Below are 22,068 nucleotides of genomic sequence, written 5' to 3'. Positions count from 1 at the left end.
ATGAGGCGCAACGCCACACCCCACATACGACTAAGGAGAAGCACAGCATGGCCCGTATGATTCAATGCGCGAAGCTCGGCAAGGAAGCCGAAGGTCTCGATTTTCCGCCGCTGCCGGGCGAACTCGGCAAGCGCATCTATGAAAGCGTCTCGAAGGAAGCTTGGCAGGCCTGGCTCAAGCAGCAGACCATGCTGATCAACGAGAACCGCCTGAACATGGCCGACCCGCGCGCACGCCAGTACCTGATGAAGCAGACCGAAAAGTACTTCTTCGGCGAAGGCGCCGATCAGGCATCGGGCTTCGTGCCGCCGACCGAAGGCTAAGCCCCGCGCAAGCGACGTGTTTTGATCTGTCACCCGACCGATTACATCACGCCGCAGCACCGCAAAAACCGCGCCGCCGAGCGCGGTTTTTTTATGCGCTTCATGCACGATTGTTCCCGCTACGAGGCCCGTGCGCGAGGCCGCCCGAATCGGCGCAATCCCCCGCCACACAAGGGTTTGGGGCGATCCCCAAGAACCCCGCCGATGCCCGGGTTTGCGCGATCTTCCGTTATCGTGCTATCATAACGCTTCGTTCAACAGGCATTAGCCATCAATTACATTCAGGCCGGCACCCAAAAATGCCTTCCACCTGAGTGTTTTCATACAAGCAGAACGCTCCGCCACGCGGACATTCTTCTTCGTTTCAGCGACGCTTCACCGGGCACCCTCGTGCTGGTCCAGCGTCACATGCGCACTGCCCCCCACACGGCCACGCAGGCGCAACGCATACGCACAATTTGATCGAGTGTCGTTTCGCGACATTCAGCATGCCTCTCGCGCACCGCCTGCACGGCAAACCTTGCAGACGGACCGGATGCCCCATTTGCGGCGTCCCTGCGCGATTTGTCGCCGCTATCGCGAAACGGCACTCTCCGGCAACCGTGGCGAACGCCTTTGCGTTCGTCGCAGTCATTGGAGATGCAGACCTTGACCGCTTCCACTTCCGGCTCGTCGGCCCAGTCCGACCTGACGCTCGACGACATTACGATCGTCGACAAAAGCCTCCTCAAACGCGCCGTCGGCGCCATGGCGCTCGGTAACGCCATGGAATGGTTCGACTTCGGCGTGTACAGCTACATCGCCGTCACGCTCGGCCAGGTGTTCTTCCCGTCGAGCAATCCTTCGGCACAGTTGATCGCCACCTTCGGCACCTTCGCGGCCGCGTTCCTCGTGCGCCCGATCGGCGGCATGGTGTTTGGCCCGCTGGGCGACAAGATCGGCCGCCAGCGCGTGCTCGCGATGACGATGATCATGATGGCCTGCGGCACCTTCGCCATCGGCCTGATTCCCTCGTACCACTCGATCGGCATCGCCGCGCCCATCCTGCTGCTGGTCGCGCGTCTCGTGCAAGGCTTCTCGACCGGCGGCGAGTACGGCGGCGCGGCGACCTTCATCGCCGAATTCGCCACCGACAAGCGCCGCGGCTTCATGGGCAGCTTCCTGGAAATCGGCACGCTGGTCGGCTATGTGCTCGGCGCGGGCACGGTCGCAGTGCTGACCGCCCTGCTCTCGCATCAGCAACTGCTCGACTGGGGCTGGCGCGTGCCGTTCATGATCGCGGGTCCGCTGGGCATCGTGGGTCTGTACATCCGTATGAAGCTGGAAGAAACGCCGGCGTTCAAGAAGGAAGCGGAACTGCGCGAAGCCGAAGAAGTGTCGCGTCCGAAGCTCACGCTCGGCACGCTGCTCACGCAGCATCTGCGCCCCTTCCTGCTGTGCGTGGGCCTCGTGCTGATCTTCAACGTGACCGACTACATGGCGCTCTCGTATCTGCCGAGCTATCTGTCGGCGACGCTGCACTTCAACGAGACGCATGGCCTCTTCATCGTGCTCGCCGTGATGGTGCTGATGGTGCCGATGACGCTGGCATTCGGCCATCTGTCGGATGCGATCGGCCGCAAGCCGGTGATGCTCGCGGGCTGTGTTGGCCTGATCGTGCTGGCGATTCCGTCGCTCACGCTGATCCAGACGGGTTCGCTGCTGCCGGTGTTCTGTGGTCTGCTGATCCTGGGCGCGTTGCTGTCGTGCTTCACGGGCGTGATGCCTTCGGCGCTGCCCGCGCTGTTCCCGACCGCGATCCGCTATGGCGCGCTCGCCATCGGCTTCAACGTGTCGGTGTCGCTGTTCGGCGGCACGACCCCGCTGGTTGCCGCCTGGCTCGTCGAGCACACGCAGAACCTCATGATGCCCGCCTACTACCTGATGGGCGCGGCCGTAGTCGGCATCATCTCGGTGCTGGCGCTGCACGAAACGGCTCGCCGCCCGCTGCCGGGTTCGGCTCCGATCGTCGGCACCAAGGCCGAAGCGCATGCGGTGCTGCGCGGCGTACGCCTCGCACGTGAAATGGATGACGACTACGTGGCCCTGCCGGCGCGCGTCTAAATCACGCTTTTCCGATCGGAAATATTGAAAAAGGCCAGCCTCGCGCTGGCCTTTTTTGCGTCTGCGCGTCGCGTGATTAGTCGATCAGGCGGCTATGCCCGACGTGCAGTGCGCCGTCGTTTCCGATCGTCAGCATCGCGGCCGAGACCGGCAAGGTGAAGCGACGCGGCCCGGCACTGCCCGGATTCACGTAAAGCACCCCGTCCCGCGTTTCCTGCGTGGGCTTGTGCGAATGTCCGCTCACAACGACGGCCACGCCTTGCGCCGCAGGATCGCCTTGCAGATCGGGCAACTCGTGCACCACCGCGATCGACACGCCGCCGATTTCGACAACGGTTTGCACGGGCAGCGCATCGGCCCACGCGCCACGATCGTTGTTGCCGCGCACGACGGTGAGCGGCGCGATGCGGCCAAGCTGATCGAGCACACTGGGCTCGCAGATATCGCCCGCATGGACAATCGCATCGCAGCCTTGCACGAAAGTCAGCAGTTCGGGACGCACGAGATTGTGCGTATCGGAAACCAGTGCAACGCGTAGCGGTGTTCGGGGCATGGACGGTTTGACTCAGCAGGGAAATTCAAGCGCCAAAGTATACGGCGAGCCAAACCGTGGGTGTCTGCGGGTCCGTCCACGCCACGCGGTGCCGGCAATGCGCGCGAATGTGCACATGGTCGCCGGGCTTCAGGCGCTGACGTGCACCGCCTTGCGCCTCGAATTCCAGCTCCGCCGCGCCCGCGAGCAGCACCACCCACTCGTCGCGCGGATCGTCGTACCAGAAGCCTTCGGGGCTCGCCTGCCCGGTCGAGACGATACGCTCGATGACAACACCCGCCTGCGCGACGAGTTGCTCGAACACCTCCTCGCGCGCGCTGGCGTGGATGCCCTCGAACAGATTGCCCAGCCCACTCATTTCAGTGGCCTCAAACCGTCGAGCAACGTGGGTACGAGTTCGCTCACGGTCGGATGCACGTGCATTGCGAATTGCAGCGTGGTGTACGGCGCGTCGGCGGTCATCGTGTCGATGAAGGTGTGGATCGCCTCGTCGCCTTCGATGCCGAAGATCGTCGCGCCCAGAATGCGCTTCGTCTGCGCATCGACCAGCGCCTTCATGAAGCCATCCGTCTCGCCACGCTCACGCGCGCGACCGACACGCGACATCGGCATGGTCGCAATCAGCGCAGGCTTGCCGGTTTCGCGCACCTCGCGCTCGCTCGCCCCTACCCGCGCGAGCGGCGGGTCCACGAACACGGCGTAGGCGGGGATACGGTTGTCCGCGCTGCGGTTCGCGCCGTCCAGCAGATTCGCGGCAACGATCTGGTAATCGTCGTAGGACGTGTGCGTAAACGCGCCGCGCCCGTTCACGTCGCCGAGCGCCCACACACCGGGGGCGCGCGTGCGCAACTCGCCATCGACGGGAATCAAGCCGTGCTTGTCGCACTCGATGCCAGCAGCGTCGAGTCCGAGATCGTCGGTGTTCGGAATACGGCCGGTCGCGAACAGCAAATGCGAGACGTCGAGTGTTTCTCCGCCAATCGTGATGCGAACGCCATGCTCGGGCGTGGCTCCCAGCGGCGCCACGCTATCGGGCGAGTTTCCGAAGCGAAACTCCACGCCTTCGCGCATGAGCACGTTTTGAACGGCCTGCGCGACGTCGTCGTCTTCGCGCGTGAGGATGCGTGCGCCGCGCACCAGCACCGTCACGCGGCTGCCAAAGCGGCGGAACATCTGCGCGAATTCGAGCGCGATATAGCTGGCGCCGCAGATCGCGAGATGCGACGGCAGCTCGGTCAATGAAAGGATCGTGGAATTCGTTTCGTACCAGATGCGTTCGAGCCCCGGCACGGGCGGGACCGCCGCACGCGTGCCCGTATTGATGAAAATCTCGTCGGCTTCGAGTATTTCAGTCTGGCCGCTGTGGTCCATCACGCTTACGGTATGCGCGCCCGTGAAGCGCCCGTGTCCCTGCAGCACCGTGACGTTTTTCGCGTTGCGCAGCCAGCGCTCGACGCCATCGCGCGATGCGCCGATGATGCCGTCCTTGCGCTCCTTCACGAAGGCGAGATCCACACTGACTTCGCGCTGGGCGTCACCACTGCCATTGCCGATCCGCACGCCGTAGTCCGCCGCGTGCCGCGCCACGTGTGCGGCGCGCGCGCAGGCCACATAGGCCTTGGTCGGCGTACAGCCGACATTCACGCAGGTGCCGCCGAACGCGGCCCGTTCGATGATGGCCGTTTTGCGCCCGCTCGCACCGAGACGCACCGCCAGCGGCGGACCACTCTGTCCCGTGCCGATCACGATCGCATCGAATCGCTGTGCCATGCCGCTCTCCTCGACGTAAAGGACGCGGTGTGCGCATGGCGCATGCCGCACGTTGCGTGGTCCGGTGGCCACGTTCGCGCCATCTTACGCCGGCGCCATGACGCGGCGCGCGAGTACGTCCGTCGGTGTTTCGGATCGAAAAAGACAGTGGAAAGCGAAAAAAAGAGCCACCCCAAAACGTGGGGCGGCTCACAGGGTGACGACACAACAGCAAACGGGCGATGCCGCTGCGCGTCGGGGGGAGATCGAGGATTCTGTCGGGTGTCGGGCGAGTCGCGGCTAATCGCGGAATTCGGGCGCCAGCCGCTCAATGCACGCTTTCGCCGGGCACGGCGCAGCCGTGGCTCGCGCACCAGAGGTCACGCGAGCGCTGGAAGGCGGCACGCGCGCCGCGCGTGGCGACCAGCAGACCAATCTGGCCCATGTTGAAGTCGAGCGACACCATCAGCTGCATCAGGTCCACCATCGGCAGGACCAGTGCAGGCTGATACAGTTGTCGTTCGATAAAGTCTTTCATGACGGCTCCCGCTACGGCCGCCGCGTCGTCGTGACGCAACGGCATCAATATGGAAGCCATTGTAGGAATGTAGCGTCTGCCGATAAATGCGCCGCGCGCGAAGTCACTTGTCGCGAATCTCGAACAATCGACGTTCGGGCGGCGCGGCAAGCCTTCGCGGGCCGCGCAGCAGACGCTGCGTCGCTGCCCGCTTACTCCAGGGGCGTCGCGACGAACTCAGGCAAGGCCTCGGCCCGCAAGGATAGCGCCGCGACTGCGGGATATCGGGCCGGATCGACCGCGCCTGGCAGGACGAATTGCGTGAAGCGCCACGCCACCGCCGCCGTGATGTCGGCTTGCGTGATCCGCCCCGCGCAGAGCCAGCCGCCACGCCCCGCCACGAGTTTGTCGAGCACCGCCCAGGCCGCATGCATCTGCGTGTTCACACGTTCGAACCACGGTTCGTGCTGCCGCTCCTCGGGCCGCAACTGGCGCTCGTACACCTGCTGGATCGTCTTTTCCATCGCCGCCAGCGCGAAACCGCTCACGCGCAGCGCGAAAGTGCGCTCGAGCGTCTCCACGGGCAGCAGGCGCTGCGCGGCCGGCACCTTGTGATCGAGGTAATCGAGAATCAACGTGGAATCGATCAGCACCGTGCCGTCGTCGTCGACGAAGGTCGGCGCCTTCACGACCGGGTTGATCTGCGCGAACTCGTCGTACTGCCGGAACACCGACACGCTGCGATGCTCGAACGGCATCCCGAGCACGTGTAACGCGATCGCCACACGGCGGACGTAGGGAGAATCCATCATGCCAATCAACTGCATTACTCACCTCGCATGAGAAAAGAGGACCGGACCGTCGATGGTGACGCATAGCCCTGCGCAATTCAACATTCGTCTGCGAATGCAGACGCACCACTTTCCCCTCTTGATGCGAGTGAATCTGATCGAAATCAAGTGGCCAATGCGAGGCAAACGACACCGTGTCGATCCGCCACGCACGATTATTTTTGACCAGGCGTAAATTTGTTCGCAGACGTCATGCATACCGCGACGCGGCATTGCTGCGTCGCAACGCCCGGCCCGCGATAGCACCGCCAGCACCGCAGCCTTGCTCCATAAGGAAAAGCGGATCGACCCTCAAAACAGCAGGATGCCGAAGCATCTTTACGCTGAAAATCAAGGGGTTTTTCTGCGCCGCATGTGCTGCACCGCATCGCCGGGAAACTCCTGGATTCATCGGTCCAAAGGCTGCGTTAGTCTGATTGCAACAGGATGCACAAGGAGACGAAATCATGAGAAAGGTATTCAATATTGGCGTCGTCGTTATCCTCGCCCTCCTCGTGGGCAACCGGGTCCTCACTCGCGTGCAGGCGCACGAGAGCGGCTCCGTGTCCTGCTCGAAGGGTTCCGAACTGGTCCGTCTCGAAGCGCTGGCGCGCGGCTTCAGCCTGATGGGCGCGCGCAGTCAGGGCGAGAACTTCATGTCCTCGTGCCTCGTGTCCGGTCAGGCGCAGGTCGGCAAAGTCGTAGCCCACGACTGAAACCTGCTGAGGCCTGCACGCCTGGCCCAGTATTCGCGCCAGGACGTGCAGCGTGCCTTGCCTCCGAATACGGACGGGTGGGCACGTTTTGTAACAGACCCGGCCTGCTGTGCGGAATGACACTGCACGCCGTCGCGCGAGAGTGATCGCTTTGGCGCACGGCTTGCGCGCAGCTGCCGCATTCTCCCCGTCATCGCTTGCGCAACTTTATGCGCGGCATCGTTTTTGCACCGGTCGCCGCGCCGTTCCCCCCTACGCTCACGACGTCTGCAAACCTTTCTTTCGGGTTGCCAATGCCAACGTTTGGCGGCGACAATGGGTGCGCAATCAAGGGGAATCTATGAAAGGTAGCATCCTGTTGGTGGGACTTGGCATGCTGACGGCATGCACGTCGGTGACTGGTATTAATTCGAGACAGGATGGACATCTTTCGGTGACCAGCCGCGCACGCTGGGACATCGTTTCCTGGAACCGCGTTCGCAACGCGGGTATCAAGGAGGCGCAGGCCTACTGCGACAAGCGCAAGAAAGAGTTGCACACCGTCGAGGTCCATAGCGAAGGCCTGCGCGGCGTCACCGCTCAAACAGTAGAAGTAGTATTCGACTGCATCTAGGACGCCCTCCCTCATCAGGCGCAAAGCCCCGTCCAGCGGGGGATTCAGCCTGATTCCCAGCACTCTCCCGGCATCGAACTTGCGATTGAGCAACAGTTTGTTGTCGTTCTCCCTGATACTCATTGCGCATCAACGCGATACACTTGAGACACACTTTGTTACGGTTTGTCTCACTTCGTATCATGCTGACCGCTTTCTTCATCGCATCGCCGTTGGGCATTGCCGCATTGTTCGGATTCGCACGGCTCGTGAACCCTCGCACCGGCCAGATCGGCAGCCGCTGATCGGACACGGCGCAGTCTGATTCCGGTCCACTGCAACGCCAGCACCGGCCGGTTCCGCCATTTCCCGCTTCGCGCCCGCCTTCTCTGCTGCTTTTCAGCGCGCGTATCGACACCGCTGGCGAGCACGCCATCCGCGTTCCCAGACGTCACCTCCCTGCTCAACGTTGCCAACGTTTGCGGCACGGTTACCGCAGTCATCGAATCCGCGGCACGCAACAAAAAACCCGCGAGGCGTAACGCCATCGCGGGTTTCAGGGCTTCTTGCGAAGCATATTCAGGGTGGCCCTGGTGCCGGCGACCGGAATCGAACCGGTAAGCCGTGAGGCGGCGGATTTTCGTCACACTACGTCTTTCGACGCCGCGCGCTGATCTAGCGGCGTTCGTGCGCTGGACTATGCCTTCACCGTAGCCCGAGTTTCGCGCGCATTGCAGCCGCGCGGGCCTTCGAGCCTTAGGCGCCCCCCGTCTAGTCTCTACACCTTCCGCGCCGACGCTTGCGCGCCAGCCGGCTTGGCTCGGCGTCGCCTCGGTCCGGAACGCTCGCGCGTCGCACAATCCAGGGGGTTCGCCGAATTTGAGGGGTTCTACTCCAGCCGTTTCCAGCTGGGCACTCAATCTGTTTTTAAGTCCGCTATGTTTACCAATTTCATCACGCCGGCAGGGCGGACGCGATTCTACCATTGCCCCCCGCGCCCTCCCAAGCGCCGCAGGTCAACTAGCGTCATCGTTCGGTCATCGCACGGTCACAAGCACTTCCCATAATCGGCCCGTCGAAAACGTTTACATCGCTCGGGTCGCTCGTATGACGTCAACCATCAAGGATGTCGCTGCACACGCCGGTTTTTCGATCGCCACCGTCTCGCGGGCGATCAACGCACCGCATACGGTGAATCCTGTCACGCTGATCAAGGTGCGTGAAGCGATCGACGCGCTCAAATTCCGGCCCAACCCAATCGGCCGCCAATTGCGCGGCGAACGCACGCGACTGATCGGCGTGGTGTTGCCCACGCTCGCCAACCCGGTGTTCGCCGAATGCCTCCAGGGCATCGATGAACTCGCCTCGGCGCAGGGCTTTCGCCTCATGCTGATGACGACGCAGTACGACGCGCAGCGCGAGCGCCACGCTATCGAGACGTTGCGTGCACAACGGGTCGAGGGCCTGATCCTGACCGTCGCCGATGCGGACACGCATCCGCTGCTCGACGAACTCGACGCCGACGGCCCGCTCTACGTGCTCATGCACAACGACACGACGCGCCGCCCGTCGGTATCCGTCGACAATCACCAGGCCGCCAGCGACGGCGTGCGCATGCTGATCGCGCACGGCCATCGGCGCATTCTGATGCTCGCCGGCACGCTCGCCGCTTCCGACCGCGCACGCCAGCGCTACGCGGGCTACGCGCACGCGATGCAGCAAGCCGGCCTCACGCCCGCCCCCGCGCTCGAAATCGATTTCAATGCCGCCGACCTCGCGCCCTCGGTGCTCGCGCATCTGAGCACCGGCCCCGCGCGCCCCACCGCGCTCTTTTGCAGCAACGATCTGCTCGCAATGGTGGTCATGCGCGGCCTGCGCCGCGCCCGTCTGCGCGTGCCGCAGGACATGTCGATACTCGGCTTCGACGGCCTCGCGATGGGCGAATTGCTCGCGCCGCCGCTCGCGAGCATCGGCACGCCCAACGGCGAAATTGGCCGCGCCGCCTGGCAGCGACTCATGGCGCGCATCGGCGGCGAGTACGTGGGCAACACGCTCGATCTCACGCTGCCCCACACGCTGCGCGAAGGCGGCACGATTGGCGCCATCGCCACGGGCGCCGCGCCGCGCGCAAACGCTGCGGGACGCGGCTTCGCGCTCGGCGGCACGCTTTCCTGACGCCTCGACGTCGTGCTCATCCCCCACGCGTAGCACCACGCGTGGCTCATCGCAACGTCATCCATCCGACCAGGAGCCCCGACGTGATACGCCGCCTCGCCCTCGCCGCCAGCACGGCGCTCAGTTTCGCGTTCGCGCCTGCCGCAGGCGTGGCCACACTGGCATCGACGCCTGCCTACGCCGACGAAACCGCGATCTGCTACAACTGCCCGCCCGAGTGGGCCGACTGGGCCAGCCAGATCCAGGCGATCCAGCGCCAGACCGGCATCCGCGTGCCGTTCGACAACAAAAACTCCGGCCAGTCGATCGCGCAGTTGATGGCCGAGCAAAAGAGCCCGGTCGCGGACGTCGTCTATCTCGGCATTTCCTCCGCCTTCCAGGCGAAGGACAAAGGCGTGGTCGCGCCATACAAGCCCGCGCATTGGGACGAGATCCCCGCGAACCTGAAGGACCCGCAGGGCTACTGGTTCGCGATCCACTCGGGCACGCTCGGCTTCTTCGTCAACAAGGACGCGCTCGACGGCCGCCCGGTGCCGCGCTCGTGGGCAGACCTGCTCAAGCCCGAATACAAAGGCATGATCGGCTATCTCGATCCGTCGAGCGCCTTTGTGGGCTATGCGGGCGCCGTGGCGGTCAATCTCGCGCTCGGCGGCACGCTCGACAATTTCCAGCCCGCTTTCACGTGGTTCAGCAAACTCCGCGCGAACCAGCCGATCGTGCCGAAGCAGACTGCTTACGCGCGCGTGCTCTCGGGCGAAATCCCCATCCTGCTCGACTACGACTTCGACGCCTACCGCGCGAAATACAAGGATCACGCCAACGTCGAATTCGTGATTCCCGCCGAAGGCACGATCTCGGTGCCTTACGTGATGAGCCTCGTGAAGAATGCACCGCACGCGCAGAACGGCAAAAAAGTGCTCGATTTCGTGCTCTCGGATCAAGGCCAGAAGCTCTGGGCCGACGCCTGGCTGCGCCCCGTGCGCGCGAGCGCGCTGTCGCCGCAGGCGGCCGCGAAATTCCTGCCCGCGAGCGACTATGCGCGCGCGAAGCCGGTGGACTTCGCGAAGATGGCGGCCCAGCAGCAGGCATTCGGCGAACGCTATCTGCAAATCATGCATTAGGCCGTCGCGCATTTATTCAGCCTCTCCGTATAGCTCTTTCGTCTCCCATGCACGACCTCACCTTCCCGTTGCGCTGGCGCGTGGCGCTCGTTGCGCCCGCGCTCGCGGTGTTCCTCGCTTTCTGGCTTCTGCCGATGGTGGCGCTCGTCCAGGTCAGCGCGGACGGTCACCTGATCGCCACCTATCGTGCACTCCTCACGAACGGCCGCTACATGACGAGCCTGCTGGAAACCGTGCTGCTTTCGGCAGCCGTCACCGTGGCGACACTCGTGCTCTCGACGATCTGCGGGCTGCTGCTCGCGCGCCGTGAATTCGCGGGACGGCGCGCGCTGGTCGCGTTGCTCACGTTTCCGCTCGCGTTTCCCGGCGTGGTGGTCGGCTTCATGGTCATCATGCTCGCGGGACGCCAGGGGCTGATCGGCGCACTCGCGCTGCGCCTTGCAGGCGAGCGCTGGGTGTTCGCCTATTCGATGGCGGGACTCTTTGCCGGTTACCTGTACTTTTCGATTCCGCGCGTGATCGTCACGGTGATGGCCTGCGCGAGCCAGCTCGACGTGTCGCTCGAGGAAGCGGCTCGCTCGCTCGGCGCGTCCTCCTGGCGCGTCACGCGCGACGTGATCCTGCCCGCGCTCACGCCGGGTCTGATCGCTGCGGGCGCGGTGTGTTTCGCGACCGCGATGGGCGCGTTCGGCACGGCATTCACGCTCGCCACCGATATCGACGTGCTGCCCATGACGATCTACACCGAGTTCACGCTCAACGCGAACATGGTGACGGCGGCCGGGCTCTCGATCGTGCTCGGCGTCGTTACGTGGGCGGTGCTGACCATCGCGCGCAGTCTCACGGGCGCGTCCGTCGCGGCGGCCGCATGAACGCTGTGCCTCGCAACGACCCTCAGGAAAATGCCCGACTCGCATCGCGCACGGCTGCCGCCAATGCGGCACGGCGACGCCTGACTTTTCCCTCCGCGCGCAGCTGGCTCGCCGCCGCGCAATGGTTCGTCACGCTGGCCACCTGCGCGTTTCTCGTCGTGCCCGTGATCATGTCGATCGTCGCGGGCCTGACCGTCAACTACTTTCGCGGCGTGGCGAGCGGCCTCACGCTGCGCTGGCTCGACGAGGTCTGGACGCAGTATCACAGCTCCGTCTTCCTCTCGCTCGAAGTGGCCGCCGCGACACTCGCCATCACGCTCGTCACCGGTGTGCCTGCGGGTTATGCGCTCGCGCGCAGCCGCACGCGCCTCTCGCGGCTGATCGAGGAACTGCTTGTGATGCCTGTCGCGCTGCCCGGCCTCGCGTCCGCGCTCGCGCTACTGGTGGTCTACGGCGGCTTTTCCGCCTTCCGCATGAGCGCGGCCTTCATTGTCGTGGGCCATGTGGTCTTCACCCTGCCGTTCATGGTGCGCCCCGTCGCCGCCGTGTGCGCGGCTTCGGACCTGCGCACGCTCGAGGAAGGGGCCGCAAGCCTCGGCGCGAGTTTCGTGCAGCGCTTCTTCTCGATCGTGCTGCCCAACGCGCGGCCCGGCATCGTGGCGGGCGCGCTCGCGGTGCTCACGCTGTCGATCGGCGAATTCAACCTCACGTGGATGCTGCATACGCCCGACACCAAGACGCTGCCCGTCGGTCTTGCCGATACCTATGCCTCGATGCGCATCGAGATCGGCAGCGCCTACACGATCCTCTTCTTCGTGATGACGATGCCGCTGCTCGTGGCGATGCAATGGCTAGGCGTAGACGCGCCCGGAACGGACGCACACAAGCGTCGCGCCGATACATCGCGCACTCCTCAGGATTCCCAATGAAACTCGATTCGATTCCGATTACGCTCGCGCAATGCGGCAAGACCTTTCGCGGCGCGCGCGTGCTGGAGCCGCTCGATCTCACGATAGGCGCGGGCGAGACGCTCGTGCTGCTCGGCCCATCGGGCTGCGGCAAGACCACGACGCTGCGCCTGATCGCCGGTCTCGAAACGCCCGACGCGGGCGGCCGCGTGCGCTTCGGCGACGACGACGTGACCGCCCTGCCCATCGAGCGCCGCAAGGTCGGCATGGTGTTCCAGAACTACGCGCTGTTTCCGAACCTCAATGTGCGCGGCAATATCGGCTACGGTCTGAAGATCTCGCGCGTGCCCGCCGCTGCCGCGCGCGAGCGCGTGGACGAACTGCTCGCGATGATGCGTCTCGAAGCGCACGCGGACAAACCCATCGGCCAGCTCTCGGGTGGCCAGCGCCAGCGCGTTGCGCTCGCGCGCGCCCTGGCGGCGCGGCCGCGCGTGCTGCTGCTCGACGAACCGCTCACGGCCCTCGACGCGCGTCTGCGCGATACGCTGCGCAGCGAGATGAATGCGCTGCTGCGCGAACTGGGCGTGACCACGGTTTACGTCACACACGACCAGGCGGAAGCGATGGAGCTGGGCGACCGCATCGTCGTGATGAGCGCGGGCCGGATCGAGCAGATCGGCACGCCGCGCGAGATCTACTATCAGCCCGCGAGCCGTGCGGTCGCGCAATTCGTCGGCACGCTCAACCGGATCGCAGGACAATGGCGCGACGGCGCGCTCGTCACCACGGGCGGCAAGCTGGACGCGCCCGCCCAGTCGTCGCCGGGCGCGGGCGAACTCTTCTTCCGACCAGAAGACGCCACCCTCGCCGATCCCGCCCACGCACCGCTGCGCGGCGTGATCGAGCAGGCGACCTTTCTTGGCGAACGAACGCGCCTGACCATCGGCGGCGCGGCGCCCGATGCCCTCTTCGTCGATGTCGCGGGTCGCATCGAACTCGCGCGCGGCACGCGGGTGGGCATCGCCATCGCCCCCGAAGCGCTCATCGCGCTCGCGTAATTTTTACAATCGAGGCCACCCATGCTGCTCGCGCAAATCAGCGATCTGCACATCAAGGAACCGGGCGCGCTCGCCTATCGTCGCGTCGATACCGCCGAGCGGCTCTTGCGCACGATCGCGCGCCTGAATGCGCTCGCGCCCCGCCCCGACGCCGTGATCGTGACCGGCGATCTGGTCGATCGCGGCCACGCCGACGAATACCGGCATCTGAAGTCCCTGCTCGCACAGATGGAAATCCCCTGCTGGCTCTTGATCGGCAATCACGACGGCCGCGAGGCGCTGCGCGAGGTCTTCCCCGAGCGCGCCGAACTGCGGGCAGGCGGAGAATTTATCCAGTACGCGGCGGATCTGGGCCCGCTGCGCCTGATCGCGCTCGATTCCATGACGCCAGGCCAGAGCGGCGGCACGCTGTGCGCCGCGCGGCTCGACTGGCTCGCGCAGCAACTCGACGCCGCGCGCGGCCGTCCCGTGATCGTCGCGCTTCATCATCCGCCGTTCGATTGCGGCATCGGCCATATGGACGCGATCCGGCTGGAGGACACCGCTGCGCGCGCGCTCGAAGCGCTGATCGCGCGCCATCCGAACGTCGAGCGCGTACTCTGCGGCCACGTGCACCGGCCGATGTTCGTGCGCTTCGGCGGCACCATTGCGAGCGCGGTGCCGGCGCCCGCGCATCAGGTCACGCTCGACCTCGCGCCAGACGCCCCCTCCACCTTCACGCTGGAGCCGCCTGCGTTCGCGCTGCATCACTACGACGCGGCGCGCGGAATCGTCACCCATCACGCCTACGTGGATGACGCCGATGGCCCCTACCCGTTCCACGAGCCTTCGGGCGAGCTGATCGCCTGACCCGCCACCACGGAAGACGCGCCAAGGGCGTCCACAACGCCGCCAGCACGATCGCACGCGCTCCGGTATGATCGGCACGCCCGGCCTCGACCGGGCCGTCAATTCCGTCCCGGCGGGCCTCGCCCGCACCCGTGCCCATGTCCACACCCGATTCCGCATCCACTGGCCAGAGCCAGTCGCTGCGCGGCCTGCTGCTTCTGCTCGCGACCATCGCGGGCATTTCGGTCGCGAACATCTACTACAACCAGCCGCTCCTCGACGATTTCCGCAAGACCTTTCCGGTAGGCTCGGCGTGGATCGGCGCGGTGCCTGCCGCGACCCAGCTCGGCTACGCCGCGGGCATGCTGCTGCTCGCGCCGCTCGGCGACCGCTTCGACCGCCGCCGCATCATCCTCATGCAGACCGGCCTGCTGTGCATCGCGCTGCTCGCCGCCGCCTCCGCGCCCACGCTGCCCGTGCTGATCGGCGCGAGTCTCGCCATCGGCGTGCTCTCCACCATCGCCCAGCAGGCCGTGCCGTTCTCCGCCGAACTCGCGCCGCCCGAGCAGCGCGGCCACGCGGTCGGCACCGTGATGAGCGGTCTGTTGCTCGGCATTCTGCTCGCGCGCACCGCGGCGGGCTTCGTCGGCCAGTATTTCGGCTGGCGCGCCGTGTTCGCGGCGTCGATCGTCGCGCTGCTGGCGCTCGCTGTGGTGATCGTGAAGAAGCTGCCGAAGAGCCAGCCCACTTCGACGCTCGGCTACGGCAAGCTGATCGGCTCGATGTGGCATCTGGCGGTGGAGTTGCGCGGTCTGCGCGAGGCGTCGGCAACGGGCGCGTGCCTGTTCGCGGCGTTCAGCCTGTTCTGGCCGGTGCTCACGCTGCTGCTCGCGGGCGAACCGTTCCATCTGGGCCCGCAGGTCGCGGGGCTGTTCGGTATCGTCGGCGCGGCGGGTGCGCTCGCGGCGCCGTGGGCAGGCCGCTCGGCCGACAAGCGCGGCCCGCGCGCGGTCATCACACTGTCGATCGCGCTGATCGCGCTAGCGTTCGTGATCTTCGCGTTCTCGGGCAAGAGCCTGATCGGGCTCGTGATCGGCGTGGTGGTGCTCGACATCGGCGTGCAGGCCGCGCAGATCTCGAACCAGTCGCGCATCTACGCGCTGCGCCCCGAAGCGCGTAGCCGCGTGAATACGGTGTTCATGGTGTGCTACTTCATTGGCGGGGCGACCGGCTCGGCCGTGGGCGCCGCCACGTGGCACGCGTTCGGTTGGGTCGGCGTGTGCGTGGCGGGCCTGTGCTTCAGCGCGCTCGCGGCTTGGATTCACTTCGCGACGCGTCCGCGCCTCGACGCGAACGCGCAGACGCTTTAATCCGTTGCTTTAGTCTGTTTAGTCTGCGGCTCGCGCCGGACCGGCGATCAACGCCCCGAATCGAGCAGATCGGTCATATCGTCGGCATGCTCCTCTTCCACCGCGAGGATCTGCTCGAAGATGCGTCGCGTGGTGGTGTCGGTGTCGCCGAGATACTGGATGATCGCGCGATAGCTCTCGATAGCGATGCGCTCCGCGATCAGATTCTCGCGGATCATGTCGTGCAGATCCTTACCCTCCTTGTATTCCGAATGCGAGCGTTCGCTCAGGTGCGCGGGCGCGAAATCCGGCTCGCCGCCCAACTGCACGATGCGCGCGGCGAGCATGTCCGCGTGCTGCTGCTCCTCGTTGGCGTGCTCGAGAAATTCGGTGGCGACGCTTTCCGACTCGATACCCTTCGCCATGAAGTAATGCCGCTTGTAGCGCAGTACGCAGACCAGTTCGGTCGCCAGCGAATCGTTGAGCAGCTTGAGCACGGTCTCGCGATTGGCGCCGTAGCTCGGTGTGACGGAACCCTGATCCAGATTGCGGCGCGCTTCCTCGCGCACGCGCTTCAGGTCGATCTCAAACGCAGCGTGTGACTTCGACATCTGACTCTCCTTCGGACTGTGGGGATGGGAATGACTTCTACTGCCCACGCGTCGCTGGCCGCGCACCGCTAGCCGCTAGCCGCGCAACACGCCGAGCAGCAAGGTGACGACGAACACCACCAGGAAGAGATAAAAAAGGATCTTCGCGATTTCCGCCGCCCCTGCGGCGATCCCGGTAAAGCCGAACACGGCGGCAATGAGGGCGATCACGAAAAACACGATGGCGTAGTGAAGCATGTCGTCATCCTCCTGGTGGCAGTGCGCAGACGACGTGTCGGAACGTGCCGCGCTTTGGCGTGTGCGAGTGCGGGTTGCGCCATGCATTGAGCAAGGCGTGGTCCCGCGGAAGGCGGCGTAGATGCAGGAAGGGTGCCGGAAAGGCGCGTGAGGATGTCAGGCACGCGGCGTGCTGGAGAAGAGGTTCCCTTACTCCGAGGAGAACCCCTCATGAAACGCCTGATTGCCTTGCTTCTCGTTGCCGCGTCGGCCGCGGCGCTGGCCGCCTGCAACACTGTTGCGGGCGCTGGACAGGATGTGTCCGCGGGCGGTCACGCCATCACGAACACCGCTGAGCAGGCGAAGTAACCGGCTCGGCAGGCGTGAAACGCGGGTCGCGACGGCTTGTTTCGATCCATTTTCGAGCCGTTTCGCGACGCGCAGGCATCCGGCGTTGCCCACTCGGGCGACGCCGGACCGCTTTAATCAAGGCATAAACCGGATCGCCGGATAGATCAGCAATCCGAACAATTCCCACTACTCAGGATGCGCGCCGCCGATCGTCGAACAGGAAGGACAACCCAACGCTGCCGAGAATCAGCACGGTCGCAATGATCGTGGCGTGCGTGATCGGCTCGCCGAGCGTGAGTGCACCCAGCGCCACCGCCACGACCGGATTCACGTACATGCAGCTACTGGCGACGAGCGGGCTCGTGTGGCGAATCAGATAGCCATACGCCACATACGCGGCCATCGTGCCGATCAACATCAGATACGCAAAGGCGACAAACGGCAGGAAATGCAGCGTGCCCATGCGCTCGCCGGTGATCCACGCCACGAGCGTGGAGATCGCCCCGCCGAGGCCGATCTGCAAAGCGGTCGCGATAAACAGATCGGACGGCAGCTCCAGCCGGCCGGCCAGATGCCCGCCGATCGCCCAGAACAGCGCACCGCCGAGAATCGCGAGGGAACCGCCCGCCGTGCCGCTCGCGCCGCCACCATGACTCAGGATCGCGATACCGACCAGACCGAGCGCGACGGCTGCCCACTCGCCCTTCGCAACCCGCCGCCCGGTGGAGGCCGCGATCAGCGTGGCGAAGAGCGGCACCGTGGCCACCAGCACCGCGGCCGTGCCCGTGCCAACCGTGCGCATGCCGTAAGCGAGCATGCCGCTGGACAGCCCGACGAGCATCGTGCCGACCACGCCCGCGTTGCGCACCTGGTTGAGCGTCGGCATGACGGGACGCCGTCGCATCGCGAACGCGAACAGGCCGATGCCCGCCAGCAGGTTACGCAGCCCCGAAAGCAGCAAAGGCGGGAACGAGCCGAGCGCCACATGCACGCCGAGATAGGTCGAGCCCCACACGAAATAGACGACCGCAAGCGAGAGCGCGACGCGGCCGCCGCGCGATTGCGGCAGCCGCACGCTGCGCGCGAGCTGCCAGCTTCGCACGCCGAGCGCGCCCAGCATCTGCAGTAATCCGCGCAGGTAGGGACTGAGGGCAGAACCGGAAGGCAAACGGGGCGGCATCGTCATTGCACCGCCGCGTGGTGGAAGGGGAACCGCGAACGCCCCGCCAGACGAGGGACGGGACGAATGAAGCGCGACGGCATGATGAAGGCGACGAGAAAGATTGGGACGCGAAGGGGACGCGAAAGAAGTACACCGGGGCAATGCACGACACGTGCGCGCATGCAAGCACAGCCAATTGCAAGCGTGTCGCAAGCCACCCGAAATATCCGGATCGGGCGCCACGCATTATGCAACACGGCGACTCGTTGCGGACGCAGCGAGCGTGCTTTATGCGCTGGCGCGCTGCTTGCGCGCAACGTCAACAAAACCGGGGGCGCAAACATGTCGCGTCAGGACAAAAAAGTGTCGTTTCGACTGATGCAGATCGCCCATTCTGAGACCGTGCTAGCATGGCACATTCTTTCATTTTTATTACATCGCGCCGTGTCTTCGCCGCTTGCGTCCTCCGTTGCCTGTTCGCTGCACATCCGTAGTCGGATGTCGGCGCGCGCGTGCACGCTGCGACGACCAGGCGGCCTGCCGACCCCGCTCGCCTTCGCCCGGCGCCCGCGCTGAACCGCCCTCCTTCGCCGGAGCCGTTCAGTCGGGCTCCGGGCCGATCCGCTTTACCGCTTCCGCTTCGCCCATCCCATCTGGACCCATTCCAATCCATCCGATCCGCCTGGATCGCAAGGAGAACTCGCATGTCGAAGAAAATCCGCTATCTGACCGAACTCGATCTCGCTCGCCTCGAAAAATGCGCCGCCGAACCGGGTGCCGCGCCCGCGCGCCAACTCATGCTCGACGAACTGCTCGAACGCGCCGAGATCGTCGATCCGCGCAAGGTCGCGTCCAACGTCGTGACCATGAATTCGCAGGTCACGCTCGTGAGCGATCGCACCGGCGAGCCCGTGACCTGGACCGTCGTGTACCCCGCCAACGCAAGTGTCGACGACGGCCGCCTCAACGTGTTTTCGCCGGCGGGACTCGCGCTGCTCGGCGCGAAGCGCGGCGACACCGTGCGCTTCACGCCCCCGAGCGGCGCCGTCGAAACGCTGAAGATTTCACGCATCCTGTACCAACCCGAAGCCGCCGACGACTTTGCGCTTTGATCAGCGCCTTGATGTGCATTCTTCGCGCGCGCCCCGTCCGACTGCAATTTTTTTACGCCGGTTTTCAGGCCATCCGGGCGCGACGCGCTATATGGGTCGCGCGCGCGAAAACGCTTTTCGTCTGGCACATCCTGCGCGCAAAGCCACTTGCCAGAGTGTCGCAGCGCGGTGTATCGTTTGGCCTGCTTACGCGGGGGTCCTGCGTTATGCGCCGCTTCGAATCGTTCATATGAATGCTCAGGCAGCGTATCGCGCGGGTGAGAAATACCCTTTGAACCTGATCTGGATAATGCCAGCGCAGGGAAGCGTCCGGACTTCGCAGCTTCACACGCATCACTGCATCATTCCTCATTGCGAGGTCCGTCCACGTTCCGTCTCGTCTCCTGCGAAGCCGTTGTTCCCACATTGCTTCATGGAGAGAGAGACATATGAACGCGAATCCCAAGTTCATTTCCGCCACCGCGCACGTCGACGAAGCCGCGATCGCGCCGCTGCCCAATTCCCGCAAGATCTACGTGACCGGCTCGCAGCCCGACATCCGTGTGCCGATGCGCGAGATCACGCAGGCGGATACGCCCACGGGCTTTGGCGGCGAAAAGAATCCGCCGATCTATGTCTACGACACGTCGGGTCCGTACACCGATCCTGAAGCGAAAATCGACATTCGCGCGGGCCTGCCCGCGGTGCGCCAGGCGTGGATCGAATCGCGCGGCGACACCGAGTCCCTGACGGGTCTCTCTTCCGACTACGGGCGCGAGCGCGCCGCCGATCCGGCCACGGCCGAGCTGCGCTTCCCCGGCCTGCACCGCACGCCGCGCCGCGCCAAGGCAGGCAAGAACGTCACGCAGATGCACTACGCGCGTCAGGGCATCATCACGCCCGAGATGGAATACATCGCGATCCGCGAGAACCAGCGCCGCGCCGAGTACCTCGAAAGCCTCAAGAACAGCGGCCCGAACGGCGCGAAGCTCGCCGCCATGATGGGTCGCCAGCATCCGGGCCAGGCGTTCGGCGCCGCGGCTTTCGGTGCGAATGCGCTCAAGGAAATCACGCCCGAGTTCGTGCGCGAGGAAATCGCCCGCGGCCGCGCGATCATTCCCGCCAACATCAACCACCCGGAAAGCGAGCCGATGATCATCGGCCGTAACTTCCTCGTGAAGATCAACGCCAACATCGGCAACTCCGCCGTGACGTCGTCGATCGGCGAGGAAGTCGACAAGATGACGTGGGCGATCCGCTGGGGCGGCGACACGGTCATGGATCTCTCGACCGGCAAGCACATTCACGAAACGCGCGAGTGGATCATCCGCAATTCGCCGGTGCCGATCGGCACGGTGCCGATTTACCAGGCGCTCGAAAAGGTCAATGGCAAGGCCGAAGACCTCACGTGGGAAATGTTCCGCGACACGCTGATCGAGCAGGCCGAACAGGGCGTCGATTACTTCACGATTCACGCGGGCGTGCGTCTGCAATACGTGCCGCTCACGGCCAACCGCATGACGGGCATCGTCTCGCGCGGCGGCTCGATCATGGCCAAGTGGTGTCTCGCGCATCACAAGGAATCCTTCATTTATGAGCATTTCGAAGAGATCTGCGAAATCATGAAGGAATACGACGTGAGCTTCTCGCTCGGCGACGGCCTGCGTCCCGGCTCAATCTACGACGCCAACGACGAAGCGCAGCTCGGCGAACTGAAGACGCTGGGCGAGCTTACGCAGATCGCGTGGAAGCACGACGTGCAGGTGATGATCGAAGGCCCCGGCCACGTGCCGATGCAGCTCATCAAGGAGAACATGGACCTGCAACTGGAATGGTGCGACGAAGCGCCCTTCTACACGCTCGGGCCGCTCACCACCGATATCGCGCCGGGCTACGACCACATCACCTCGGGCATTGGCGCGGCGATGATCGGCTGGTTCGGCACGGCGATGCTCTGCTACGTGACGCCGAAGGAACACCTCGGACTGCCGAACAAGGACGACGTGAAGGAAGGCATCATCACGTACAAGCTCGCGGCGCACGCGGCCGATCTGGCCAAGGGTCATCCGGGCGCGCAGGTGCGCGACAACGCGCTGTCGAAGGCGCGCTTCGAGTTCCGCTGGGAAGACCAGTTCAACATCGGCCTCGACCCGGACAAGGCGCGCGAATTCCACGACGAAACGCTGCCCAAGGATTCGGCCAAGGTGGCGCACTTCTGCTCGATGTGCGGCCCGCACTTCTGCTCGATGAAGATCACGCAAGACGTGCGCGACTTCGCGGCAAAGCAAGGCATGACCGACGACGAGGCCCTGAAAAAGGGCATGGAAGTGAAGGCCGTCGAGTTCGTCAAGCAAGGCGCTGAGATTTATCAGCGCCAGTAAGCGCTCGATGCGGTTTCGCTGCGCTGCACGATGAGATGACGCGTGTGTGGCGCAGCGAATGCGTCTTTCTGCTGTCGATACATTTCCTCACGACTCCCACAACTCGCTGACAAGCGCACACACCCGGATACGGGTCGCGTCGCTACGATGGGTGTACTGGAGGTGCGGGCTGGGCCTGATTTATGCGGCTCGATCTGCACTGCATACCTCATACAGCTGGAGTCGAAAATGAAATCTCTCGCTCATGCCCGTACCCTGCTCATCGCCACTACGCTCGTTGCCACAATCGGCAGCCTGACGGCTTGCGACAACATGTCCCGACGTGACCGCGACACCGCCATCGGCGCGGGTGTCGGCGGCGCGGCAGGCGCCGTGATCGGCGGTAGCGCGCTCTCTACGGTGGGTGGCGCCGCAGTGGGCGGCATCATCGGCAATCAGGTCGGCAAGTAACGGCCGCCAATATCGGCACTAAGTTACCGAAGTCACCACATTACGCGCTGGAGACCGTGACATAGGGCCCGCGACGTAGGGCCATTCGACAGCCGCTAAAAACAACGACGAA

At 64.8% G+C, this 22,068-nt stretch carries 25 protein-coding genes and 1 riboswitch; of the genes, 16 read left to right on the top strand and 9 right to left on the bottom strand.

The annotated features are described in order from the left end of the window. Window positions 1–47: 47 nt before the first annotated feature. Window positions 48–323: an oxidative damage protection protein gene (locus tag U5782_RS07630; protein ID WP_322043220.1), complete on the top strand. Its 276-nt coding sequence runs from the start codon at window positions 48–50 to the stop codon at window positions 321–323. 648 nt (window positions 324–971) lie between these two features. Next, window positions 972–2,426 carry a glycine betaine/L-proline transporter ProP gene (gene proP, locus U5782_RS07625; protein ID WP_415914268.1) on the top strand — a complete coding sequence of 485 codons (1,455 nt, stop codon included), beginning with the start codon at window positions 972–974 and terminating at the stop codon, window positions 2,424–2,426. A gap of 76 nt (window positions 2,427–2,502) precedes the next feature. Here proP and U5782_RS07620 read toward each other — a convergent pair whose 3' ends face one another. From U5782_RS07620 to U5782_RS07600, 5 genes are all read right to left on the bottom strand, one after another. Continuing rightward, window positions 2,503–2,979, bottom strand: a complete 477-nt coding sequence (locus U5782_RS07620) for a metallophosphoesterase family protein (protein ID WP_322043218.1) — start codon at window positions 2,977–2,979, stop codon at window positions 2,503–2,505. A 25-nt stretch (window positions 2,980–3,004) separates the two neighbouring features. Further along, a complete protein-coding gene (locus U5782_RS07615) occupies window positions 3,005–3,337 on the bottom strand; it encodes a cupin domain-containing protein (protein ID WP_322043217.1) in 333 nt (110 codons plus the stop codon). Continuing rightward, complete coding sequence (locus U5782_RS07610) at window positions 3,334–4,749, bottom strand: FAD-containing oxidoreductase (protein ID WP_322043216.1); 1,416 nt, start codon at window positions 4,747–4,749, stop codon at window positions 3,334–3,336. The genes U5782_RS07615 and U5782_RS07610 overlap by 4 nt, the downstream gene beginning before the upstream one ends. A gap of 307 nt (window positions 4,750–5,056) precedes the next feature. Continuing rightward, window positions 5,057–5,266 (bottom strand): hypothetical protein, encoded by a 210-nt coding sequence (locus U5782_RS07605; protein ID WP_322043215.1) that lies wholly within the window; start codon window positions 5,264–5,266, stop codon window positions 5,057–5,059. Window positions 5,267–5,457: 191 nt separating this feature from the next. After that, window positions 5,458–6,072, bottom strand: coding sequence for a glutathione S-transferase (locus U5782_RS07600; protein WP_322043214.1), 615 nt, complete (start codon window positions 6,070–6,072; stop codon window positions 5,458–5,460). A 470-nt stretch (window positions 6,073–6,542) separates the two neighbouring features. Between U5782_RS07600 and U5782_RS07595 the strand changes: the two genes are divergently transcribed. Continuing rightward, complete coding sequence (locus tag U5782_RS07595; protein WP_322043213.1) at window positions 6,543–6,791, top strand: hypothetical protein; 249 nt, start codon at window positions 6,543–6,545, stop codon at window positions 6,789–6,791. A 340-nt stretch (window positions 6,792–7,131) separates the two neighbouring features. After that, entirely contained in the window at window positions 7,132–7,404 is a 273-nt protein-coding gene (locus U5782_RS07590; RefSeq protein WP_322043212.1) for a hypothetical protein, read from the top strand. A 170-nt stretch (window positions 7,405–7,574) separates the two neighbouring features. On the opposite strand, the gene U5782_RS07585 is transcribed toward U5782_RS07590, so the two are convergent. Further along, window positions 7,575–8,030, bottom strand: coding sequence for a hypothetical protein (locus U5782_RS07585; RefSeq protein WP_322043211.1), 456 nt, complete (start codon window positions 8,028–8,030; stop codon window positions 7,575–7,577). Window positions 8,031–8,490: 460 nt separating this feature from the next. Between U5782_RS07585 and U5782_RS07580 the strand changes: the two genes are divergently transcribed. From U5782_RS07580 to U5782_RS07550, 7 genes are all read left to right on the top strand, one after another. Next, window positions 8,491–9,558: a substrate-binding domain-containing protein gene (locus tag U5782_RS07580; RefSeq protein ID WP_322043210.1), complete on the top strand. Its 1,068-nt coding sequence runs from the start codon at window positions 8,491–8,493 to the stop codon at window positions 9,556–9,558. Between the two features lie 86 nt (window positions 9,559–9,644). Next, window positions 9,645–10,679 carry an ABC transporter substrate-binding protein gene (locus tag U5782_RS07575; protein ID WP_322043561.1) on the top strand — a complete coding sequence of 345 codons (1,035 nt, stop codon included), beginning with the start codon at window positions 9,645–9,647 and terminating at the stop codon, window positions 10,677–10,679. A 47-nt stretch (window positions 10,680–10,726) separates the two neighbouring features. Further along, entirely contained in the window at window positions 10,727–11,551 is an 825-nt protein-coding gene (locus U5782_RS07570) for an ABC transporter permease (RefSeq protein ID WP_322043209.1), read from the top strand. Further along, entirely contained in the window at window positions 11,548–12,480 is a 933-nt protein-coding gene (locus U5782_RS07565) for an ABC transporter permease (RefSeq protein ID WP_322043208.1), read from the top strand. The genes U5782_RS07570 and U5782_RS07565 overlap by 4 nt, the downstream gene beginning before the upstream one ends. After that, window positions 12,477–13,517 (top strand): ABC transporter ATP-binding protein, encoded by a 1,041-nt coding sequence (locus U5782_RS07560; protein ID WP_322043207.1) that lies wholly within the window; start codon window positions 12,477–12,479, stop codon window positions 13,515–13,517. The genes U5782_RS07565 and U5782_RS07560 overlap by 4 nt, the downstream gene beginning before the upstream one ends. 21 nt (window positions 13,518–13,538) lie before the next feature. Then, window positions 13,539–14,366, top strand: a complete 828-nt coding sequence (locus U5782_RS07555; protein ID WP_322043206.1) for a phosphodiesterase — start codon at window positions 13,539–13,541, stop codon at window positions 14,364–14,366. A 137-nt stretch (window positions 14,367–14,503) separates the two neighbouring features. Beyond that, entirely contained in the window at window positions 14,504–15,715 is a 1,212-nt protein-coding gene (locus tag U5782_RS07550) for an MFS transporter (RefSeq protein ID WP_322043205.1), read from the top strand. A 47-nt stretch (window positions 15,716–15,762) separates the two neighbouring features. On the opposite strand, the gene U5782_RS07545 is transcribed toward U5782_RS07550, so the two are convergent. Both U5782_RS07545 and U5782_RS07540 read right to left on the bottom strand, forming a co-directional pair. Then, entirely contained in the window at window positions 15,763–16,305 is a 543-nt protein-coding gene (locus tag U5782_RS07545; protein ID WP_322043204.1) for a ferritin-like domain-containing protein, read from the bottom strand. 75 nt (window positions 16,306–16,380) lie between these two features. Beyond that, window positions 16,381–16,542: a DUF1328 family protein gene (locus tag U5782_RS07540; RefSeq protein ID WP_103704055.1), complete on the bottom strand. Its 162-nt coding sequence runs from the start codon at window positions 16,540–16,542 to the stop codon at window positions 16,381–16,383. Between the two features lie 210 nt (window positions 16,543–16,752). On the opposite strand from U5782_RS07540, the gene U5782_RS07535 reads away from it, so the two are divergent. Continuing rightward, the gene (locus U5782_RS07535) at window positions 16,753–16,890 is read left to right on the top strand and encodes an entericidin A/B family lipoprotein (protein ID WP_322043203.1); all 138 of its coding nucleotides are present in this window, start codon (window positions 16,753–16,755) and stop codon (window positions 16,888–16,890) included. Window positions 16,891–17,062: 172 nt separating this feature from the next. On the opposite strand, the gene U5782_RS07530 is transcribed toward U5782_RS07535, so the two are convergent. Then, on the bottom strand, window positions 17,063–17,992 hold the full coding sequence (locus tag U5782_RS07530) for an EamA family transporter (RefSeq protein WP_322043560.1): 930 nt from the start codon (window positions 17,990–17,992) through the stop codon (window positions 17,063–17,065). A 222-nt stretch (window positions 17,993–18,214) separates the two neighbouring features. On the opposite strand from U5782_RS07530, the gene U5782_RS07525 reads away from it, so the two are divergent. The 4 genes from U5782_RS07525 to U5782_RS07510 all read left to right on the top strand — a co-directional run bounded on the left by U5782_RS07525 (window position 18,215) and on the right by U5782_RS07510 (window position 21,956). After that, complete coding sequence (locus U5782_RS07525) at window positions 18,215–18,610, top strand: hypothetical protein (RefSeq protein WP_322043202.1); 396 nt, start codon at window positions 18,215–18,217, stop codon at window positions 18,608–18,610. Between the two features lie 128 nt (window positions 18,611–18,738). Then, a complete protein-coding gene (locus tag U5782_RS07520) occupies window positions 18,739–19,146 on the top strand; it encodes a GreA/GreB family elongation factor (RefSeq protein WP_322043201.1) in 408 nt (135 codons plus the stop codon). A gap of 182 nt (window positions 19,147–19,328) precedes the next feature. Next, window positions 19,329–19,468, top strand: a riboswitch (TPP riboswitch). 106 nt (window positions 19,469–19,574) lie between these two features. After that, a complete protein-coding gene (gene thiC, locus U5782_RS07515; protein ID WP_322043200.1) occupies window positions 19,575–21,506 on the top strand; it encodes a phosphomethylpyrimidine synthase ThiC in 1,932 nt (643 codons plus the stop codon). 228 nt (window positions 21,507–21,734) lie between these two features. Then, window positions 21,735–21,956 (top strand): glycine zipper 2TM domain-containing protein, encoded by a 222-nt coding sequence (locus U5782_RS07510; protein WP_322043199.1) that lies wholly within the window; start codon window positions 21,735–21,737, stop codon window positions 21,954–21,956. The last annotated feature ends 112 nt before the right edge of the window (window positions 21,957–22,068 follow it).

It is taken from the genome of Paraburkholderia sp. J67 (assembly GCF_905220265.1).
Classification (GTDB): Bacteria; Pseudomonadota; Gammaproteobacteria; order Burkholderiales; family Burkholderiaceae; genus Paraburkholderia.
The sequence above is the reverse complement of the archived record's forward strand: the minus strand, read 5'-3'. Positions and strand labels throughout refer to the sequence as shown.

Coding starts and splice junctions, on each gene's coding strand:
- U5782_RS07630 (WP_322043220.1), top strand. CDS start 48: ATGGCCCGTATGATTCAATGCGCGAAGCTCGGCAAGGAAGCCGAAGGT.
- U5782_RS07620 (WP_322043218.1), bottom strand. CDS start 2,979: ATGCCCCGAACACCGCTACGCGTTGCACTGGTTTCCGATACGCACAAT.
- U5782_RS07615 (WP_322043217.1), bottom strand. CDS start 3,337: ATGAGTGGGCTGGGCAATCTGTTCGAGGGCATCCACGCCAGCGCGCGC.
- U5782_RS07610 (WP_322043216.1), bottom strand. CDS start 4,749: ATGGCACAGCGATTCGATGCGATCGTGATCGGCACGGGACAGAGTGGT.
- U5782_RS07605 (WP_322043215.1), bottom strand. CDS start 5,266: ATGAAAGACTTTATCGAACGACAACTGTATCAGCCTGCACTGGTCCTG.
- U5782_RS07600 (WP_322043214.1), bottom strand. CDS start 6,072: ATGCAGTTGATTGGCATGATGGATTCTCCCTACGTCCGCCGTGTGGCG.
- U5782_RS07595 (WP_322043213.1), top strand. CDS start 6,543: ATGAGAAAGGTATTCAATATTGGCGTCGTCGTTATCCTCGCCCTCCTC.
- U5782_RS07590 (WP_322043212.1), top strand. CDS start 7,132: ATGAAAGGTAGCATCCTGTTGGTGGGACTTGGCATGCTGACGGCATGC.
- U5782_RS07580 (WP_322043210.1), top strand. CDS start 8,491: ATGACGTCAACCATCAAGGATGTCGCTGCACACGCCGGTTTTTCGATC.
- U5782_RS07570 (WP_322043209.1), top strand. CDS start 10,727: ATGCACGACCTCACCTTCCCGTTGCGCTGGCGCGTGGCGCTCGTTGCG.
- U5782_RS07565 (WP_322043208.1), top strand. CDS start 11,548: ATGAACGCTGTGCCTCGCAACGACCCTCAGGAAAATGCCCGACTCGCA.
- U5782_RS07560 (WP_322043207.1), top strand. CDS start 12,477: ATGAAACTCGATTCGATTCCGATTACGCTCGCGCAATGCGGCAAGACC.
- U5782_RS07555 (WP_322043206.1), top strand. CDS start 13,539: ATGCTGCTCGCGCAAATCAGCGATCTGCACATCAAGGAACCGGGCGCG.
- U5782_RS07550 (WP_322043205.1), top strand. CDS start 14,504: ATGTCCACACCCGATTCCGCATCCACTGGCCAGAGCCAGTCGCTGCGC.
- U5782_RS07545 (WP_322043204.1), bottom strand. CDS start 16,305: ATGTCGAAGTCACACGCTGCGTTTGAGATCGACCTGAAGCGCGTGCGC.
- U5782_RS07540 (WP_103704055.1), bottom strand. CDS start 16,542: ATGCTTCACTACGCCATCGTGTTTTTCGTGATCGCCCTCATTGCCGCC.
- U5782_RS07535 (WP_322043203.1), top strand. CDS start 16,753: ATGAAACGCCTGATTGCCTTGCTTCTCGTTGCCGCGTCGGCCGCGGCG.
- U5782_RS07530 (WP_322043560.1), bottom strand. CDS start 17,992: ATGCTGGGCGCGCTCGGCGTGCGAAGCTGGCAGCTCGCGCGCAGCGTG.
- U5782_RS07525 (WP_322043202.1), top strand. CDS start 18,215: ATGCAAGCACAGCCAATTGCAAGCGTGTCGCAAGCCACCCGAAATATC.
- U5782_RS07520 (WP_322043201.1), top strand. CDS start 18,739: ATGTCGAAGAAAATCCGCTATCTGACCGAACTCGATCTCGCTCGCCTC.
- thiC (WP_322043200.1), top strand. CDS start 19,575: ATGAACGCGAATCCCAAGTTCATTTCCGCCACCGCGCACGTCGACGAA.
- U5782_RS07510 (WP_322043199.1), top strand. CDS start 21,735: ATGAAATCTCTCGCTCATGCCCGTACCCTGCTCATCGCCACTACGCTC.